Genomic DNA, 18,730 nt, shown 5'->3' with positions numbered 1-18,730 from the left:
TAAAACCTGAATTGTACAGACCAACTAGTCGGTCTTAATAGAAAGGGGAATGAACAAATGGATTTCTCACTTACGAAAGAACAACAGATGATTAAGGAAATGGTTAGGGAATTTGCTGAAAAGGAAATTAAACCAATTGCCATAGAATTGGATGCAAAGTCCATGTTTGCGGAAGATGCATTCAAAAAAATGGGGAAACTCGGGTTGCTTGGAATTCCGTTCCCTGAAGAATATGGCGGCTCGGGTGGAGATACGATTTCGTATGCCATTGCAGTTGAAGAGGTTGGCAAGGCATGCGGAGGAACCGGCTTAAGCTATGCAGCAGCCGTTTCACTTGGAGCAAGCCCAATTTACTATTTTGGAACCGAAGAACAGAAGCAAAAATATCTGGTTCCAATCACGACCGGTGAAACTTTGGCAGCTTTCGGGTTGACAGAGCCTAATGCTGGTTCGGATGCTGGCGGTACGAAAACATCTGCCGTGTTGGATGGTGATGAATATGTGATTAACGGCGAGAAAACATGGATAACAAATGCCAGCTATTCAAGAACCATCACCGTTACCGCTGTATCGGGCAAAGATTCCAGGGGCAAGAACATCATCTCCGCATTCATCGTGCCAACGGATACCCCTGGGCTTACGATCAATAGCAATTATGAAAAAATGGGAGTTCGGGCTTCCAATACGTGTGAAATCATTCTTGAAAATGTACGTGTACCAAAGCAGAATTTATTGGGCGATCCAGACAAAGGGTTCAAACAATTTTTATTCACGCTGGATGGCGGAAGGATTTCAATTGCAGCTTTGGCCGTGGGCATTGCACAGGCAGCCTTTGATAAGGCTTTAGCTTTTTCAAAAGAGCGCATTCAATTTGGTAAATCCATTTCAAGTTTTCAGGCGATTCAATTCAAGCTTGCAGACATGGCAATGGAAATTGAATTGGCAAGGAACATGGTATATAAGGCTGCATGGTTAAAAGACAATAAAAAACCTTTTGCAAAGGAAGCGGCTTACGCCAAGCTTTTTGCGAGTGAGACCGCGTTCAGGGCCAGCAATCAAGCGATTCAAATACATGGTGGTTCTGGATACATGCGTGAATATGAAGTGGAACGCTATTTAAGAGATGCTAAGTTATTGGAAATCGGGGAAGGCACATCCGAAATTCAAAGGATCGTAATCGCCAGACAATTAGGCTGTTAATCTTTTCGGAACGAAAATGAACAATGATGCTTTGGTTCAATCAGATGTGAAGCAGATATTATCCATACAGCAAAAAGCGTTCATTCTTACTTTTATTTGATAGGAGGAGTTTGATGTCCGATTTGCTAGATGTTACTATCGGAAAACTGCTTGAAAAGACAGCTGAACAATATGGTGATAATGAAGCTGTGGTTTACCATGAACTTGGCCTTCGTCATTCGTATCGCGAATTTGAAAAGATTTGCCGAAAGGCGGCCCGGGGGTTCATGGCGCTCGATATTAAAAAAGGGGAACATATCGCCATTTGGGCGTCTAATAAACCAGAATGGCTTATATCCCAATTTTCGACAGCGAAAATGGGCGGGGTGCTGGTAACGGTCAATACCAATTACCGTACAAGTGAACTGGAATACCTGCTTAAGCAATCGGATTCGACGACGATAATCCTTATGGAACAATATAAGGATCATTCCTATATAGATACGTTGTATGAAATTGTACCTGAATTGAAAAATGCCGAACCAGGAAAATTACATTCTGAGAAACTGCCAAAATTGAAAAATATCATCGTTTTGGGTGAAACGCGTTATCCTGGCACGTTTTCGTGGGATGAAGTCATTAGCGGGAGCGAATCCGTTTCGGAAGAGTTGCTGGACCTGAGGATGGGGGAATTGACTTCCAGTGATGTGATCAATATGCAATATACATCAGGGACGACAGGATTTCCAAAAGGAGTGATGTTGACGCATTCAAACTTGGTCAACAACGGCTTGAATGTTGCGGAATGCATGAAGCTTACAAAGGATGACCGGCTTTGCATCCCCGTTCCGTTTTTTCATTGTTTCGGCTGTTCCCTTGGTACGATGGCCTCTGTTACTGTAGGGGCAACGATGGTGCCTATTGTGGAATTTAATCCACATGTAGTCCTACAGACCATTGAAGCAGAAAAATGTACGGGGCTCCACGGTGTACCTACGATGTTCATCGCCGAACTTAATCTCGATGACTTCGACCAGTATGATTTACGTTCGTTACGGACTGGAATCATGGCAGGCTCCACGTGCCCGATCGAAGTCATGAAAAGCGTGGTGAATAAGATGGGGATCTCTGAAATTACGATTACTTATGGTCAAACGGAATCATCTCCAGGAATTACGATGACAAGAACGGACGACCCAATCGAACTTCGTGTTTCCTCAGTGGGAAGAGCATTGCCGAAAGTGGAAGTGAAAATTCTCGATCCGGCTACTGGAGTAGAGGTCCCACGGGGCAAACAGGGGGAACTCTGTTCAAGAGGATACCATGTAATGAAGGGGTATTATAATAACCCGGAAGCAACTGAACAGGCGATTGACCGGGAAGGCTGGCTACATACGGGAGATTTAGCGGTGATGGACGAGAATGGTTATTGTATGATAACAGGCAGGTTGAAAGATATGATCATTCGCGGGGGGGAAAATATTTATCCTCGTGAGATAGAAGAATTCCTCTATCAACATCCTGCAATTGTCGATGTCCAGGTACTCGGTGTCCCAGATCGGAAGTATGGGGAAGAGGTAGCGGCATGGATCATTTTGAAACCGGGAGAAAACCTTACGGAGAAAGAACTGACAGAATATTGCAAAGGGAAGATATCATTTCATAAAATTCCCCGTTACATTCAATTTACCGATGCATATCCAATGACTGCATCCGGAAAGATCCAAAAGTATAAGCTTCGGCAACAAACTCTTGACCTACTATCTGAACGCACTAAATAAGGAGGATACCGAATGATTCGAAAAATTCTTATCGCAAATAGGGGAGAAATAGCATCACGTATTATTCGTACATGCAAGAAGTTGGGAATACTTACTGTCGCCGTCCATTCGGAAGCAGATTCGGATTCGCCATTTGTGGAATTGGCAGATGAGGCATATTTATTGGGGGGCCCGAGAGTACAGGAAAGCTATTTAAACGTCAATAAGATTTTGGAAATCGCTAAAGGAACCGGAGTGGAAGCCATTCATCCTGGTTACGGATTTCTTAGTGAAAATGCAGATTTCGCACGTTCATGCGAAGAAGCAGGCTTGATATTCATTGGTCCCAAACCAGAGGTCATCCAGCAGATGGGCAATAAAGTCGAAGCACGGAAAAAGATGGAGCAAGCGGGACTTCCATTGGTGCCAGGATTTTCACGTCCATTAATAGATAGCGCAGAAGCGGCAGCCGTTGCCGAAAGGATTGGATATCCAGTCATGTTAAAAGCAGCAGCAGGCGGCGGGGGAATCGGCATGCAGGCCGTTGCTAATGAAGAGGAACTTTACAAAGCCTTCGAAGGGAATCAAAAACGTGCTCAATTGTTTTTTGGCAATGGAGATATGTTCATAGAAAAATTGATTGAGAAGCCTCGTCATATCGAAATTCAGGTATTGGCGGATTCCTTTGGGAATGCTGTTTACTTATGGGAAAGGGAATGCTCCGTTCAAAGGCGCCACCAGAAGGTCGTGGAAGAGGCTCCCTCTTCTTTCCTTGACGAAGAAACAAGAAACAGGATGGGAATGGCTGCTGTGAAAGCGGTAAAATCCATTGGTTATAGCAATGCAGGTACCCTCGAATTTTTAGTTGATGCGGATAAAAATTTTTATTTCCTGGAAATGAATACACGCCTACAAGTTGAGCATCCTGTCACCGAAGAAATTACGGGACTGGATTTAGTCGAACAGCAAATTAAAATTGCGTCAGGCAACAAACTGGAATTCACTCAAGCAGAGATTAAAAAGGATGGACATTCCATTGAAGTGCGAATATATGCTGAAGATCCGAAAACCTTCTATCCAGCACCGGGGAGAATCACCAGTATGGAACTTCCGGAAGGTGAAGGGATCCGTCATGAATTGGCGGTTCATGGAACTTCCGTCGTTTCCCACTTTTATGATCCGATGATCGCCAAATTGGTAGTGAGCGGCGATTCGAGGGATAAAACGATCAAGAGATTAATAGAAGCGCTGGCAAACTATAAAATAGAAGGAATTAAAACAAACCTTCCTTTGCTGATGGAAATAATTTCTCATGAAGCTTTTTCCCAAGGAGATACGACTACGGATTTCATTGCGAAATATATTAAAAAATTGACTGTATAACGCATATTTTAAAACATAATGATCAGGAGGAATGTAAGATGGCAGAATTAAAGGCAAGCATGGCAGGAAGCGTTTGGAAAATCGTAGCGAGCGAGGGGCAAAGTGTTACCGACGGACAGGACATCATTATCTTGGAATCCATGAAAATGGAAATCCCCATTGCAGCTGAGGAAGCTGGCACCATCAAAGAACTTAAAGTGAATGAAGGGGATTTTGTAAATGAAGGCGACATATTGGCCGTCATTGAATAAAGGGACGGAGGGGTAAGATGAACTGGCCTGAAAAAGTGACAATTAAGGAAGTTGGACCGCGTGATGGGCTGCAAAATGAAAAGGTCATTATACCTACGCAAAGCAAAATGGATTGGATCGATCAGCTCTCTGATACAGGGTTATCTTATATAGAGGTGACTTCCTTCGTACATCCAAAATGGATTCCCCAATTGAGTGATGCGGCCCTTGTGGCTAAGGGAATAAAGCGCAATCCCGGGACCACATATGCGGCCCTTGTACCCAATCAAAGGGGTCTGGAATCGGCCCTTGAAGCCAATATCGATGAAATTTCCGTGTTCATGTCATCCAGTGAAACCCATAATCTTAAAAATATCAATAAATCGATTTCCGATACCTTTCCAATAATGAAGGATGTCATCGGGACTGCAGCAAAAAGCGGGAAAACGGTTAGGGGCTATGTTTCAACCGTTTTCGGCTGTCCTTATGAAGGGGAGGTTTCGTCCGAACAGGTTTTCCGTGTTTGTGATCAACTATTTGACTACGGAATCAGTGAGGTCTCATTGGGTGATACCATTGGGGTCGCGTCACCAAGACAGGTTGCCTTGTTCCTTGAACAGGCTGTAAAAAGATATGATATAAGCCGAATTGCCCTCCATTTTCATGATACAAGTGGCATGGCACTCGCAAATGTACTCCAATCACTGGAATATGGAGTGGACACTTTCGACTCTTCTCTCGGTGGTTTGGGAGGATGCCCATATGCACCAGGTGCGAGCGGCAATGTGGCTACGGATGACCTGATTCATATGCTACATAAAATGGGAATTCACACGGGAATCAATCAAGAAAAACTAATGAAGGCTGCGTCCATGATGCAAAGCTTTTTGGAAAAACCATTGCCTAGCCATCAGATGGCTGTATATAACGCGCAATAAGTTGAATTGAGGTGAAACGATGACTTCATTAGTAGAGATCAGTCATGATGCCAAGGGAATTGCCATCGTGACTTTGAATCGGCCGGATGCTGCCAATGCATTATCCACCGAATTGCTTCATTGCTTATTCGAAGGGCTGGATGAACTGAAAAGAGAGTCCAATTTACGAACCGTCATTTTAACGGGAGCTGGGGAAAAGGCGTTTTGTGCAGGTGCGGATCTTAAGGAACGGGCTGGGATGAATGATGATAAAGTCAAGGAGACAGTCAAACTGATTGGTGACACGATTACGGCTGTAGAAAACCTTCCAGTCCCAGTAATCGCTGCAATTAACGGCCCGGCTTTTGGAGGAGGGCTGGAGCTGGCGCTGGCCTGTGACATACGAATCGCATCGGAAACGGCAAAGATGGGACTGACAGAAACGGCATTAGGAATCATCCCAGGCGCCGGCGGTACTCAACGCCTGCCCCGTATAGTCGGAATGTCAACGGCGAAAGAACTGATTTATACGGCGAAGAGATTGGACGCAAAAGCGGCACTTGCCATGAAAATCATCAGTCATGTATATCCACCAGAACAATTACTTGAGGAAGCGAAAAAACTGGCTGGGGAAATTGCGGTCAATGCCCCATTAGCACTCAGGGCAGCAAAAGCGGCGATCAATCAAGGGGCTGATACTAACTTGAAAACAGGATTGCAAATTGAAAAAGACTGCTATCAGACAACTTTAAAAACCCGTGACCGACTGGAGGGTCTGTCAGCATTCAAGGAAAAGCGCAAACCGGTATTTACGGGTCGATGATTTCAATTGAAGGAGGAACATGGATGGTAACGACGGATAAACTAACCGAAACGGTTGAAACGATTAAAAAAGGCGGTTTAGAAAAATATCATCAAAAAAATGCTGAAAAAGGAAAGCTTTTCGTACGTGAACGATTAGAGCTGCTTTTTGATGAAGGGGTTGAAATAGAAGACGCTTTCTTTGCAAATTGTGCCAGTGATGGTCYTCCCGCAGATGGTGTGGTTACAGGTATAGGAAAAATCAATGGTCAGAGGGTCTGTGTCATGGCCAATGATTCGACCGTAAAAGCAGGTTCCTGGGGAGCAAGGACCGTCGAGAAAATCATTCGCATTCAGGAAACAGCTGATAAGTTACAGTTGCCCCTCCTTTATTTAGTCGATTCTGCCGGTGCTCGAATTACGGATCAAGTAGAAATGTTTCCGGGACGCCGCGGTGCAGGACGAATCTTTTACAACCAAGTAAAGTTATCGGGAAAAGTTCCGCAAATTTGTCTATTGTTCGGACCATCTGCTGCGGGAGGGGCATATATCCCAGCTTTCTGCGATATTGTCGTAATGGTTGACGGTAATGCATCGATGTATTTAGGATCACCGAGAATGGCAGAAATGGTCATTGGCGAAAAGGTTAGCGAAGAGGAAATGGGCGGGGCGAAAATGCATTGTTCTGTTTCAGGATGCGGGGATGTGCTTGTTAAGTCAGAAGAAGAATCCATCGCGTTTGCACGCCGATACTTAAGCTATTTTCCAGGAAATTATCAAGAAAAGCCTAAAGCCAAAAAGCCTGAGCTGCCAGCTGAATTCGAAAAAACATTAGAAGAGCTGATTCCAAAAAACCAGAATGCAGCCTTTAATATGTATGACCTGATCGATAGGATTATAGACAGGCAATCGTTTTGTGAAATCAAGAAGCTATTTGCCCCCGAATTGATTACCGGGCTTGCAAGGCTAAATGGACAGACGATTGGGATCATAGCCAATCAGCCGCGTGTCAAGGGAGGCGTCCTTTTCCATGATTCAGCCGATAAGGCGGCCAAGTTCATCAATTTATGTGATGCTTTCCATATACCGCTGTTGTTCCTGGTGGATATTCCAGGATTCATGATTGGAACGAAGGTCGAACAGGCAGGCATCATTCGCCATGGTGCGAAAATGATTTCGGCCATGAGTGAAGCCACGGTCCCCAAAATTTCTGTCATTGTCCGAAAAGCTTATGGTGCTGGACTCTACGCGATGGCTGGTCCCGCATTTGAACCGGACTGCGTACTTGCCTTACCGACGGCATTGATTGCAGTCATGGGGGCAGAAGCTGCGGTCAATGCAGTCTATGCCAATAAAATCAATGCGATGGAAGCGAAGGATCGCCCAGCATTCATCGAACAGAAGCGTAATGAATATAATGAAGACATTGATATCTACCGCTTAGCCTCCGAGATGATTGTTGATGGCATCATCCAGCCAAATGACCTGCGTGATGAATTGAGCGCCCGGTTTGAAGCATATAGCAGTAAACAATTGACATTTACCGATCGTAAACATGGAGTCTATCCAGTCTAATGAATTCAAGAAACAAGCCCGGTCATCATGACCGGGCTATTTATCATGTATGAAAATAAAAAGATTTTTCAAATAATAAGAAAAATTTTCTTATTTAGAGTTGCTAAATCACATAAGGAAGAGTACTATAATTAGTAATTATTGATTTACTAATTACTCAATTCATACTTAGTGAAAGAAAGTGAGCGTTGCCATGGTTCAGCAGGAAAAAAAGAAATATCTAACTCCAGATGGATACACAGCAGACATTGCGATCTTTACTATTACTTCGCAGAAAACGGCAGAGAAAGCGCCGCCTGAAATGTTTTTAAAGCTATTGTTAATCAAACGTGCGACGAAAGATAAGGAAGGACACCCAAATGTTGAAGGAGATAAATGGGCATTGCCTGGAGGCTTTGTAAATGCCAGGGAGACTGCTTATAAAGCAGCTAAACGGGAATTAAAAGAAGAAACGGGCGTAGCTGGATTCCATGTCAAGCATTTCGGTGTTTATGACCGCCCAGGACGCGATCCCAGGGGATGGATCATATCCAATGCTTTTTACGCCATTGTCCAGGAAGATTTTCTCAATCAAAGAAAAGCGAATGACGATGCAGCTGAGGTCGAATTGTTCACGATACAGGAAGCGTTACAATTAGAGCTTGCATTTGATCATCATACAATCATTAACGACGCGATGAACTTACTGAAAAAAGAAATGGTGCAAACGACGATAGCCCAAAAATTCCTGCCGGATGAATTTACACTTTCTGAACTGCAACGGGTGTTGCTAATAGCTAGAGATGATGCAAAAATCAGCGCGGATTCACTTTTTTATGCAAAAGCCCCTAAACTCCCGTTCTTGGAGAAAGTCTTGGATGAAAAGGGTATCCAGAAGAAAACAAAACGAAATTCGTATCGGCCTTCACAACTTTACCGATTTAATGCAGAGATTGTCATGGACTCTATTTATTATTAAGGGGGAATAGGTGAAATGGATAAAAAGGCATTGATCAATATCGATTATACGTATGACTTCGTGGCAGACGGGGGTTCATTGACCTGCGGGAAGCCAGGACAGGATATCGAGAAGGCACTAGTCAGGATAACCAAGGAGTTTATCAAACAAGGGGAATACACGGTCTTCGCGATTGATTTACATGAAAATGGAGACCGCTTACATCCTGAATCGAATTTGTTCCCACCGCATAATATTAGCGGTACAATGGGTAGAGACCTATATGGGACTTTAAAAGAAATATATGAAACAAATAAAAATCAAAAGAATGTTCATTATATAGATAAAACGCGTTATTCGGCATTTGCAGGAACGGACCTTGATATCCGCCTAAGGGAACGTCACATTACCGATGTTTATTTAGTCGGGGTTTGTACAGATATCTGCATTCTGCATACGGCAATCGACGCTTATAATTTAGGATATAATATTTTTATATATGAAAATGCAGTGGCCTCATTCAATGATGCCGGTCACCATTGGGCCCTTGGGCATTTTAAAGCATCTCTAGGAGCAACGATTCTATAATATCCATTCACGCAACAGAATAGAAGGGAGGCGAAAGCTTCTCTTTTGGGAGGAACTATCCATGGAAAAAAAGTACAACGATGACAGTTACGCACTACACACTGACCTTTACCAAATCAACATGGCCCAAACTTATTGGCAGGACAAAACACATAACCGAAAGGCAGTTTTCGAGATATTTTTCAGAAAACTTCCATTCAACAGCGGATATGCGATTTTTGCTGGACTTGAAAAAATTGTCCATTACCTTCAAAACTTTTGCTTCTCGGAAAGTGATATCGACTATTTAAAAACGGACCTGCACTATGATGAAGAATTTTTGGATTATTTGCAGAACATCCGTTTCACGGGAGCGATCCGCTGCATGAAAGAGGGAGAGCTTGTCTTCGGCAATGAACCGATTTTACGGGTGGAGGCACCGCTTGCTGAGGCACAACTCATAGAAACGGCGTTGCTAAACATTGTGAACTATCACACACTCGTGGCAACAAAGGCCTCACGCATAAAACAAGTTATAGGAGATGAATCTGCCCTTGAATTCGGTTCAAGACGGGCACAAGAAATGGATGCTGCAATTTGGGGAGCGAGAGCGGCCTATATTGCTGGCTTTGATTCCACTAGTAATGTACGGGCTGGAAAGCTGTTTGGGATTCCGGTTTCAGGAACGCATGCCCATTCCATGATCCAGGCTTATAAAGATGAATATACGGCTTTTCATAAATACGCTGTTTCCCATAAAGACTGTGTATTCTTGGTTGATACCTATGATACATTGCGTTCTGGCATTCCCAATGCAATCCGTGTTGCCAAGGAACTGGGCGATAAAATCAATTTCATTGGCGTCCGTCTTGACAGCGGTGATTTAGCTTACTTATCAAAAGAAGCACGACGTATGCTCGATGCTGCAGGGTTCCATGATGCGAAGATTGTCGCTTCCAATGACTTGGATGAATATACGATCATTAACCTGAAACAACAAGGAGCAAGAATTGACATTTGGGGCATCGGAACCAAATTGATTACGGCTTATGACCAGCCAGCGCTTGGTGCTGTTTATAAAATGGTTTCAATAGAGGGAGAAGATGGGAATATGAGAGATACCATCAAAATTTCTTCTAACCCTGAAAAGGTTACGACACCTGGCTTAAAACGAGTTTATCGAATCATCAATAAAGTGAACAACCATGCTGAAGGTGACTATTTKGCCATGGAATATGAAAAGCCTCAGGAACAGGAAAAATTAAAAATGTTTCATCCTGTCCATACCTTCCTGAGTAAATTTGTCACGGATTTCGATGCCGTTGATCTGCATGTGGATATTTTCAAGGAGGGCAGCTTGATTTATGAATTACCAACCATTGATGAAATCAAGGCCTTCACGAAAAAAAATCTCCAAGTATTATGGCCTGAGTACCTTCGTGCACTTAATCCTGAAGAATACCCGGTAGATCTAAGCCAGGATTGTTGGGATAATAAAATGAGGAATATAGATGAAATTAAAGCAAATGTAGAGAGAATGCTAACGAAATGACCAATCTATTTTATCAGAAAGCGAGGCTTTGCCAATGCGTCCATTACAAAGAGAAATCGTAAAAAAATTACTTGTCCAACCAAAAATCGATCCTGAAGTTGAATTCAGGAAAAGTGTTGATCTATTAAAAGGGTATTTGAAGAAAAATACGTTTCTGAAAAGTTTTGTACTTGGAATATCTGGAGGTCAAGATTCAACACTGGCGGGGTATATTGCCCAAACCGCTGTCAATGAATTGAATCAAGAAAAAAATGGCAGCGATTATAAGTTTGTTGCTGTTAGCTTGCCATATGGAGTACAGGCTGATGAAGATGACAGGCAGTTGGCTTTAAAATTCATCAAGCCGAGCCAAACTGTTACAGTCAACATCAAGGGAGCGGTGGATGCATCAGTAAAGGCTGTGGAAGAAGCCGTTTCTGAAAAACTATCGCATTTCTTAAGGGGAAATGTCAAAGCGCGTGAGCGGATGAAGGTACAATATGATTTAGCCGGACTTTACAAAGGTGTCGTGCTTGGTACGGACCATGCGGCTGAAGCAATCACAGGTTTCTTTACGAAACATGGTGACGGTGCAGCGGATATCATCCCATTATATCGATTAAATAAAAGGCAAGGAAAAGAAATCCTGAAATTCGTCGGTGCTCCTGAGCGTCTTTATACGAAGGTTCCAACGGCCGATTTAGAAGATGACAAACCATTAATTCCTGATGAAGTGGCTTTAGGCGTTAGTTACGACGAAATCGATGATTACCTTGAAGGAAAGGAAATCAGGACGGAAGCTGCCGAAATCATCGAAGGATGGTATACTAAAACCGAACATAAACGGAATGAAGCCATTAACGTTTATGATACTTGGTGGAAATAAAAGAATGGGTAAAGCCAAGAAGTTCAAGTGAATTTAAACGCCCGCATCACTTTTAAAGGTGCGGGCGTTTTTGGGAAGACCGATGAATATCACGTTGCTAACACTTGAGTAATAAAAATTTTTACCAGTAAAGGGGAAAATCAAATATCGGCTCTCAATTTGGATCTATCCAGGCTTATTAAAGAAACTAGCAAGGAAATTAAATTCTCCGGTGTAATCGGTGTGAAAACGGGAGATGATCTAATATATAGTTCAGGACATGGCTATTCCAATCGATCGGATGAAATAATGAATACGACTGAAATAAGGTTCGGAATTGCTTCTGGGTGTAAACTGTTTACTGCGATAACCAATTGCCTGTTAGTACAAAAAGGGACTCTTAGGTTTGATTCTAAGCTTAAAGACTGTCTTCCGATCGAGTTTTTAGTTTCCGGATTTCCATCAAAATGTAACCATACATCACCTCTTAACACACACTTCGGGTATTCCTGATACTTTGATGGAAGTGATGGAGTACTTTGAAGAGCTATGGCAGAAAAATCCGATGTACCATATTAAAAGATTAAATGATTTTCTGCCCATGTTTCAAGATGATGTGATGATGTTCGAACCTGGGGAAAGATTTCATTATAATAATGCTGGCTATATTGTATTGGGATTGATTGTTGAGGAACAAACCGGGCTTGAATTTCCCGAATATATTGACAATAACATCTTTCTGCCTTGTGGTAGGAAAGATTCCGGTTACTTCTCCATGGACAAGCTCCCTAAAAACAGAGCGCTAGGGTACATAAACGAAGAAAATGGAACATGGAGAACGAATATTTATTCCCTTCCCATCAAAGGCTGAGCAGATGGAGGGGAATTCTATGGGTATGGTATATGGATAAGTAAAAAAAATGACGGGATTTTTAAATGTCATATAATGGGCTATGACCAGGGTGTAAGTTTCAATTTTGCGGTATACCCGGCAAATCGAATGATAAACGTCATTACTTCAAATGAAAAACATGGGGCCCATACGATATTACCTGCGCGATTGAGAAAGAATTATAAACAAATGGAACCTTTCCGATAGTGAAGGGTTCCATTTGTTTATAGTCAATGTGACTTCATTCATGGTAATCTGTTTTTATTTAAGAAAGGGATGAATTCGCATTCAAATGCTTGATCGTTTCCAGAACTTCTGGATTTTCAAGAGAAGAAACTTGACCGGTATCTATATTCAATAAAGGGGCTTTAATGACATGGCGCATTACTTTTCCATTTCTTGTCTCGGAAGCTCTTTAAGTGGGCAGATTTCTTTAGATTTCAAGGCTTTTCTAAACAAAGAATTTGTATATTTAGATATCTTGAAGTAAAGTATATTTAATATACACCATTTTAACCGGTATTTTCCGATGGAGGTTCTTTTTACGTTATGAAGGCAAGATATGAACTCGCAAACATGAACTTAACACTAAGCAACGTGACTTTACGTAATGCAGCGGATAGTTATGTCCTCTTGAAAGCTGCAGATGATCAAAATAATAATGAAATCACGATCAAGCTTTCCCACGGTCAAGCTGAATTTCTAGAAGCGGAATTAAGGGAAGTAAATCGCCGTCGCAGGGAAAATAGTTCTGAATTATCCGGGTATGATAAGGACCGTTTGAATGACGACGATTCTTTTAATCTGTTTAGCATTGATTTTAACGAAAGTGAACCGAAGTAATTGATAGCATGTGTTCATTACCTCGCCTGAAAAAGGCTTCTCTGTAACTTTCCCTTTCCATTTTAAGATGTTGCCACAGAGAGTGTCCCGTTCCCGCCAATAATAAATCCAATGGCCATAAGGAATAAATTAAGCAAGGTGACCTGTCGTTACCTTTTTTCTGATTGCTTGAAAAAATTTTTCACTAAAAGGAATATGGATGACACTACAGCAAAAACCATGAAAAATACGATGAAGCCCCAAAGGCCAACAGCAGCATCTTGAAATTCCATATTCCCTCTGCTGGTAAGGGCCTGCTGAATTTCAATTGCAAATACTAAAACAACCATGACAGTAAAGGTATAAAGGAAAGAAAGTATCGTAATCCCAAAACGCATCCGGGAAATTAAATTAGATAAAAATAACACGAACAAAAAGATGATGATACCGATGATTCCCATTATCCAAAAATGCAAATCCTTGTCCGTTGCATTTGAATTTAATGTATCGCTCACAAAGAATAGGATGAAATCGTGAAGATTATTGACGATTTCCGCTAATATCTGGATGAATTCTTTCATTTTTCACACCTCCAATTCCTTAGATTATAGCAGGTTATAAATCTATATAGAAGTGGGCAGGTCCTCTGGGGGGCACGACTGACCTTAGATGGCAGTAATATGAAATAATAAACACGTTAAGGGGTGAATATCCACTACTATGTCAGTGTTTATTCTTTCGCATTTATTGGGACACATAAAAAAATCATAAGTGAATGAATTGGAAAATCAAGACATGAAACGGCAGCTAAATAAAGGTATAGTTAATATATTGTGAATAGATTAACCATATAATATTCAATACATAGAAAAATTAAGAATAAGAGATTTTAAAGCAGGTGTTCCTGATTTCTTATATTCTAATGCCCCTAGATAAACGATTTGATTTAATCCTTAATATACTTAAATGTTTTCAAGGTTGGAGGGAAAAGAATGAGTGATTTACATAATCATGTGTTAACAATAATCGATTATATGAAAACCGGTCATAATACTTGCTTTGTAAAAGTATCCGGTTTTGATGCAGAATCCGAACAGAATTTTGAAGGTGAAGTTAAATTTGTCGGGGATTTGCCATTTGGAGATTTGATACATCCTCAAAGGTCACATCTATCTTCCACTTGCAGGGAATTTGTCCGGGAAGATTTGGTGTTAAGATTCGGTAAAGGGCAGTTTGAATGAAGTGGTTGAAATTCTTATGGACGATCTAAGGAAATGACGATCTATTCACTTGTTTAAAATTGGTAAAATCCAGGGTATAAAGAATATGGTATGTATGATATTTATCATGCCAATCTTCTCTGTTAACTGACAAAATAGCATATTTTTCCCTATTTAACTCTCGGACTTTAATCCTTATAATTAAATAAGAAAAATATGACAGATAATGTAGAAATATACTATTCTTGAGGTGAGTTTCATGGTATATGCAGATATTTTGAGTAATATACACTCTGCTATCTCCAGTAAAAAAGCTGATTTAAATGCGAAAATTGAACGTTTAGAAAAAGCGAAAAACGATATCATAAAAGAACAGAGTATGTGTCTTAACGAGATTAGGAAAATAAAAGACCCAGAGCTAGGTGGTGGTTGGACCGGGAAGCGCTCGGATCATTTTCAGGAAGCCCGTCATGATGCCTATAATGTCATGTTTAGCATCATTCATGACGATTATGACGATTACCAATGGAAGATTGAAGCGATGATTACAAAGCTAAGTGCCGAGAATACCCTCCTGAATATAGCGGGGAATATAGCCCAAGAAGCCGATAACCTTTTAAGCAAAGGTGAAGAGGCATTTGAGCAACTGGAAAGTAAAATATCAGATTTAAAAAGGCGGTTGATTTAATGACGACAATCAAACTGAATCATCCTGCCGTAACGAAACAAGTTGATCAGGTGAAGAAGGCGCTTGATACAGTCAAGCTTGGAAATCTGCCGGCAGGCGAGCTTGGCAACAATAAATTGGAATTCACTTCGAAATGGATCGATCGGGAAACGAACCTGGAGAAGGTCTTCGAGCAATATATCAAAATCGTCCAGAAAAATGTGGAAGATACCCGTGCCAACATTGACTTATTAAAAGAACAGGATGAAGCCATCGCCCATACGTCTTCAAATGGGTATCCTGTGAGATGAAAATATATGAAGCCGAGACTTTGACGGCCGCAACTAAGTCGCGTGCCAAGCAATATGAAGACCTAAAGAAGGAAGTCGCAGCCCTGAAAAAGGAATTTCAGGGCATTGTTGGCCTTAATAATGAGTTTCAAGGAGCCGGTGCTACCGCCATCAAAAGCTTCTATGAAGCGCAAATCGAGGTGGCGGACGCCTGGATGGAACTATTCACGACCCAAATCAGTTTTTTGGAAGGCATACCGGCCACCCTGGAAGAGGCGGACCTCTCCGGAAATACGGTGGTCGAGGTTCCCTTTTTAGATGGCGAAGTGTCAAACGGCATCAACCAAGCAAAGTCGCTTGTCGATGAACAAGCGAATGATCTTCAAAGGATCCTGAACAGCATTGACGATATCCTGCCTCTTGATATATTCGACCAAAAGGACTTTAATGAAAAAATCACGCTGGCCGGGCATAGGCTGGATGACACCGTGACAAAGGTCGAGAATGTCGACCGGCAATTGGTCGAGGAATATGATGTGTCCGTCGGGCAGGAAAACGTGGCCGTTGGCCTCTTCCGTGCCTTGCTTGATGCCACCAAACAGGACGGCAACGTATCGCCGATGACGTTCAACCAATCGGCATTTAAGAATAGTGACGTCTATCAAGTGAAGGATGAAGTCGCCGGTCAGATGAAAGACTATCAGACCTTCAAAAAGCAGCAAGCCGAAGCTAAGGAAATCGAACGTGAAATGGAAGAACTCGAAAATCGCCCATGGTACGAAAAAGCCTGGGATACGACAAAAACCTTTACAGGGGAATTCACGGGATATTATGATTCTATCAGGGCCTCAACCGGAGTCGATCCAGTAACGGGCCGCAAGCTGTCCGATGCCGAACGAATCGCCGCCGGCGCCATGGCTGCCGCTGGATTCATCCCCGTCGTCGGCTGGGCCGGACGGGCCATCAAAGGCGGAAGCGCCCTATACAAAACGGGCAAAGGACTCAACGCAGCGAACCACGCGCTCGATGCCTATAAAACGACAAAAGGCTTTAGCCTCCTCCAGAAAACCGAATACGGAATATACGGACTCCTCGCAGCCAACGGCCTTGGTGAAGCGGCCACAGGCAAAGACATGTTCGGCAACCAGCTAACCGAGGAACAGCGCCAGAACGGCCTGTTGATGGCACTCGGTATCGGCGGTGTGGCTGGAGCGGCGAAGGTCGCCGATAAAGTAGCAAGCGGTACAAAGTTCGTCCCTTACAGTAAGGAATTTGCACAAAAGCAGGTTCAGAAGGTTCAAGCTACAATAACAGACATCGCGAGATCAGGAAAAACCACGTTAAAAAATATAGGTGACGAACTAGGTAAAAAAGAAATACCTAAACGAATAAGTATGGAACAGGTTTCCCTCGCAGGAGGACCAAACCTTCGCCAAGTTATGATGGAAAAGCAGACAATCAAGGAAGCCTATAAGAAATTCACGGTGAAGGATAGCAAAGTAGAGGGTGTTTCAGGGGAGAGTATTTCTAAGGGTACGGATAACAGGGGTGCTGAAGTTCCACCTGCCTTTAGACAAACTGAATTTGCTAGTTCGTATGAAGCGAGGCTTAATCAGACACCTGCATTAGAGAATTCAAAGGTTGAATTTGAGGGAATAAGGGGTGAATCTAAGGGAATACTTAAGCCTCCACCAGACCGTCAATTAGAACAAATTTTAGATGAAGTTGGGATTGATGGCATCCAATATAAAAATGCTGTTCCTGATTTTTCACCGACAGCAAAAGCACAAGTTGAAATCAACTATATGCTTGGAGGAAAAGGAACTTATGGAGGGAAAGCCAGACGAGCTAATTTTGTTCAATCAGACCAAAAATTAGCTGATCAACTTAATAATTCACCTGAACTAGCAAGCCAATTTGGGATGGAGCCTGGTAAAATTAGTGCAAGAGATATAAAGAAATATCGAGAAAATAATAAATTAACATGGCATGAATTAAATGATGTTAAAACAATGCAACTTGTACCAACAAAAATAAATAGTGAATTCGGACATCTGGGTGGTGTAGGAGAAATAAATGCAGGAGCTTTTATACCTGGAGGGTTTGCTAATAAACAAAAAGAGGAGATCTTAAAATGACTATAAACGACCCAATTTTTGGTGAACTTGAGTATGAGTACAGTTGGGCTAAGGATACCACTATTCATTTTTTTGGTAAAGAAAAAGAGATATCTTTGATGATAGATGGTGAAGAAGATGGAAAGTTTGATGAAGAGCAGTATATGGCATATCAAGCATTAATGCAAAAATGGGAGGATTTACAGCTAAGTTTATTGCAATCAATTTTAGACTATTACAAACAAAAGCGACATGAACTAGGTTATGATATTGGATTAAATGAAAATTATCCATTAGTTGAAACAACTAATCAAATACTAGAAATGATAACTTTAGATGGAATTGTTGTTCCTTATGCGGATATTTTTGAGGGGCGAGATATTGGAATTACATTTAATTGTACATGGGATATAGAAAATGGATTAGGGCTTCGTCTATTAAATGAAAAAATAATTGAAGTAGGTTACCAGGACGTTGCAATTTAAAATCGGCTGTAAAAAGTAAAGACTCATGATGGTTGTACCATCAAAGAGTATTATGGCAATGATAGAATAGAAAAAGAAGTATGAACTTAAGTGATATGACATTTTACTGGGCGATGAATATAAACACATGAATTGTATATTAAACTAACGAACTCGTACAAATTCGTAAGTTTTAACGTAGTATTTGTCAATACAGATAAAAGTTGTCATACTGTTACTATGAAACTTACAAATTTAATGTTACTTAAAAACAAATGAACTTAAAGCGCTTGATTGTCAACTAAAGGCAACGAGTGCTTTTTAGCGTTAAAAATTAAAAGAGTACTATAATTTTTAATACCCCCAAGTGTTAAATTGTTATTATCTGTAACGAGGAAGAAGCCACAGGCAAAGACATTGAATCGTCTACACTTATCTGGACAGATATTTTAAGGGCAGCTACACTTAACTTATTACAGATAAGGAGCACTCAAAATGACGAAAAGAGAACGC

The 18,730-nt window shown here is 41.6% G+C and carries 18 protein-coding genes and 2 pseudogenes; 19 read left to right on the top strand and 1 reads right to left on the bottom strand.

The genetic code is table 11. The annotated features are described in order from the left end of the window. Positions 1 to 57 precede the first annotated feature (57 nt). The 13 genes and pseudogenes from AC1DVK_RS19960 (at position 58) to AC1DVK_RS19900 (ending at position 13,480) form a co-directional block, all read left to right on the top strand. Positions 58 to 1,200 (top strand): acyl-CoA dehydrogenase family protein, encoded by a 1,143-nt coding sequence (locus AC1DVK_RS19960; protein ID WP_318687281.1) that lies wholly within the window; start codon positions 58 to 60, stop codon positions 1,198 to 1,200. Between the two features lie 122 nt (positions 1,201 to 1,322). Beyond that, the gene (locus AC1DVK_RS19955) at positions 1,323 to 2,960 is read left to right on the top strand and encodes an AMP-binding protein (protein WP_477627230.1); all 1,638 of its coding nucleotides are present in this window, start codon (positions 1,323 to 1,325) and stop codon (positions 2,958 to 2,960) included. 12 nt (positions 2,961 to 2,972) lie between these two features. After that, entirely contained in the window at positions 2,973 to 4,322 is a 1,350-nt protein-coding gene (locus AC1DVK_RS19950) for an acetyl-CoA carboxylase biotin carboxylase subunit (protein WP_477627219.1), read from the top strand. Between the two features lie 38 nt (positions 4,323 to 4,360). After that, positions 4,361 to 4,573 carry an acetyl-CoA carboxylase biotin carboxyl carrier protein subunit gene (locus AC1DVK_RS19945; protein WP_089363871.1) on the top strand — a complete coding sequence of 71 codons (213 nt, stop codon included), beginning with the start codon at positions 4,361 to 4,363 and terminating at the stop codon, positions 4,571 to 4,573. Positions 4,574 to 4,590: 17 nt separating this feature from the next. Further along, positions 4,591 to 5,490, top strand: a complete 900-nt coding sequence (locus AC1DVK_RS19940) for a hydroxymethylglutaryl-CoA lyase (protein WP_377383310.1) — start codon at positions 4,591 to 4,593, stop codon at positions 5,488 to 5,490. A gap of 19 nt (positions 5,491 to 5,509) precedes the next feature. Further along, on the top strand, positions 5,510 to 6,292 hold the full coding sequence (locus AC1DVK_RS19935; RefSeq protein WP_410863426.1) for an enoyl-CoA hydratase: 783 nt from the start codon (positions 5,510 to 5,512) through the stop codon (positions 6,290 to 6,292). 23 nt (positions 6,293 to 6,315) lie between these two features. Next, a complete protein-coding gene (locus tag AC1DVK_RS19930; RefSeq protein WP_477627218.1) occupies positions 6,316 to 7,845 on the top strand; it encodes an acyl-CoA carboxylase subunit beta in 1,530 nt (509 codons plus the stop codon). 193 nt (positions 7,846 to 8,038) lie between these two features. After that, positions 8,039 to 8,803 (top strand): NUDIX domain-containing protein, encoded by a 765-nt coding sequence (locus tag AC1DVK_RS19925; RefSeq protein WP_410863428.1) that lies wholly within the window; start codon positions 8,039 to 8,041, stop codon positions 8,801 to 8,803. Between the two features lie 15 nt (positions 8,804 to 8,818). Next, a complete protein-coding gene (locus AC1DVK_RS19920) occupies positions 8,819 to 9,370 on the top strand; it encodes a cysteine hydrolase family protein (RefSeq protein WP_477627217.1) in 552 nt (183 codons plus the stop codon). Positions 9,371 to 9,431: 61 nt separating this feature from the next. Next, entirely contained in the window at positions 9,432 to 10,901 is a 1,470-nt protein-coding gene (locus AC1DVK_RS19915; protein WP_477627216.1) for a nicotinate phosphoribosyltransferase, read from the top strand. A 34-nt stretch (positions 10,902 to 10,935) separates the two neighbouring features. Next, positions 10,936 to 11,766: an ammonia-dependent NAD(+) synthetase gene (gene nadE, locus AC1DVK_RS19910; RefSeq protein WP_477627215.1), complete on the top strand. Its 831-nt coding sequence runs from the start codon at positions 10,936 to 10,938 to the stop codon at positions 11,764 to 11,766. A gap of 144 nt (positions 11,767 to 11,910) precedes the next feature. Then, positions 11,911 to 12,844 (top strand): annotated as a pseudogene (locus AC1DVK_RS19905) (serine hydrolase domain-containing protein). A 342-nt stretch (positions 12,845 to 13,186) separates the two neighbouring features. Continuing rightward, entirely contained in the window at positions 13,187 to 13,480 is a 294-nt protein-coding gene (locus AC1DVK_RS19900; protein ID WP_061463071.1) for a hypothetical protein, read from the top strand. Positions 13,481 to 13,629: 149 nt separating this feature from the next. Here AC1DVK_RS19900 and AC1DVK_RS19895 read toward each other — a convergent pair whose 3' ends face one another. Next, positions 13,630 to 14,040 carry a hypothetical protein gene (locus AC1DVK_RS19895; protein WP_061463072.1) on the bottom strand — a complete coding sequence of 137 codons (411 nt, stop codon included), beginning with the start codon at positions 14,038 to 14,040 and terminating at the stop codon, positions 13,630 to 13,632. A 411-nt stretch (positions 14,041 to 14,451) separates the two neighbouring features. Here AC1DVK_RS19895 and AC1DVK_RS19890 point away from each other — a divergent pair, with 411 nt between their 5' ends. From AC1DVK_RS19890 to AC1DVK_RS19865, 6 genes and pseudogenes are all read left to right on the top strand, one after another. Next, positions 14,452 to 14,700 (top strand): hypothetical protein, encoded by a 249-nt coding sequence (locus AC1DVK_RS19890; RefSeq protein ID WP_477627214.1) that lies wholly within the window; start codon positions 14,452 to 14,454, stop codon positions 14,698 to 14,700. Between the two features lie 238 nt (positions 14,701 to 14,938). Continuing rightward, positions 14,939 to 15,367 carry a YwqH-like family protein gene (locus AC1DVK_RS19885; RefSeq protein WP_089363864.1) on the top strand — a complete coding sequence of 143 codons (429 nt, stop codon included), beginning with the start codon at positions 14,939 to 14,941 and terminating at the stop codon, positions 15,365 to 15,367. Continuing rightward, positions 15,367 to 15,657: a YwqI/YxiC family protein gene (locus AC1DVK_RS19880; protein WP_477627213.1), complete on the top strand. Its 291-nt coding sequence runs from the start codon at positions 15,367 to 15,369 to the stop codon at positions 15,655 to 15,657. Before AC1DVK_RS19885 ends, AC1DVK_RS19880 begins: the two co-directional genes overlap by 1 nt. Continuing rightward, a pseudogene (locus AC1DVK_RS19875) lies at positions 15,654 to 16,574 on the top strand (ribonuclease YeeF family protein); the annotation flags it as partial. The gene AC1DVK_RS19880 and the pseudogene AC1DVK_RS19875, both read left to right, overlap by 4 nt. A gap of 456 nt (positions 16,575 to 17,030) precedes the next feature. Then, on the top strand, positions 17,031 to 17,774 hold the full coding sequence (locus AC1DVK_RS19870) for an HNH endonuclease (RefSeq protein ID WP_477627229.1): 744 nt from the start codon (positions 17,031 to 17,033) through the stop codon (positions 17,772 to 17,774). Further along, positions 17,771 to 18,238, top strand: coding sequence for a DUF6985 domain-containing protein (locus tag AC1DVK_RS19865; protein WP_477627212.1), 468 nt, complete (start codon positions 17,771 to 17,773; stop codon positions 18,236 to 18,238). The genes AC1DVK_RS19870 and AC1DVK_RS19865 overlap by 4 nt, the downstream gene beginning before the upstream one ends. The last annotated feature ends 492 nt before the right edge of the window (positions 18,239 to 18,730 follow it).

It is taken from the genome of Peribacillus sp. P4_B1, from assembly GCF_056402395.1.
This window is presented reverse-complemented; position numbering and strand designations above follow the sequence as displayed.

Excerpts from the sequence above, each read along its gene's own strand:
- AC1DVK_RS19960 (WP_318687281.1), top strand. The coding sequence starts at position 58 with ATGGATTTCTCACTTACGAAAGAACAACAGATGATTAAGGAAATGGTT.
- AC1DVK_RS19950 (WP_477627219.1), top strand. The coding sequence starts at position 2,973 with ATGATTCGAAAAATTCTTATCGCAAATAGGGGAGAAATAGCATCACGT.
- AC1DVK_RS19945 (WP_089363871.1), top strand. The coding sequence starts at position 4,361 with ATGGCAGAATTAAAGGCAAGCATGGCAGGAAGCGTTTGGAAAATCGTA.
- AC1DVK_RS19940 (WP_377383310.1), top strand. The coding sequence starts at position 4,591 with ATGAACTGGCCTGAAAAAGTGACAATTAAGGAAGTTGGACCGCGTGAT.
- AC1DVK_RS19935 (WP_410863426.1), top strand. The coding sequence starts at position 5,510 with ATGACTTCATTAGTAGAGATCAGTCATGATGCCAAGGGAATTGCCATC.
- AC1DVK_RS19925 (WP_410863428.1), top strand. The coding sequence starts at position 8,039 with ATGGTTCAGCAGGAAAAAAAGAAATATCTAACTCCAGATGGATACACA.
- AC1DVK_RS19920 (WP_477627217.1), top strand. The coding sequence starts at position 8,819 with ATGGATAAAAAGGCATTGATCAATATCGATTATACGTATGACTTCGTG.
- nadE (WP_477627215.1), top strand. The coding sequence starts at position 10,936 with ATGCGTCCATTACAAAGAGAAATCGTAAAAAAATTACTTGTCCAACCA.
- AC1DVK_RS19900 (WP_061463071.1), top strand. The coding sequence starts at position 13,187 with ATGAAGGCAAGATATGAACTCGCAAACATGAACTTAACACTAAGCAAC.
- AC1DVK_RS19895 (WP_061463072.1), bottom strand. The coding sequence starts at position 14,040 with ATGAAAGAATTCATCCAGATATTAGCGGAAATCGTCAATAATCTTCAC.
- AC1DVK_RS19890 (WP_477627214.1), top strand. The coding sequence starts at position 14,452 with ATGAGTGATTTACATAATCATGTGTTAACAATAATCGATTATATGAAA.
- AC1DVK_RS19885 (WP_089363864.1), top strand. The coding sequence starts at position 14,939 with ATGGTATATGCAGATATTTTGAGTAATATACACTCTGCTATCTCCAGT.
- AC1DVK_RS19880 (WP_477627213.1), top strand. The coding sequence starts at position 15,367 with ATGACGACAATCAAACTGAATCATCCTGCCGTAACGAAACAAGTTGAT.
- AC1DVK_RS19870 (WP_477627229.1), top strand. The coding sequence starts at position 17,031 with ATGGAACAGGTTTCCCTCGCAGGAGGACCAAACCTTCGCCAAGTTATG.
- AC1DVK_RS19865 (WP_477627212.1), top strand. The coding sequence starts at position 17,771 with ATGACTATAAACGACCCAATTTTTGGTGAACTTGAGTATGAGTACAGT.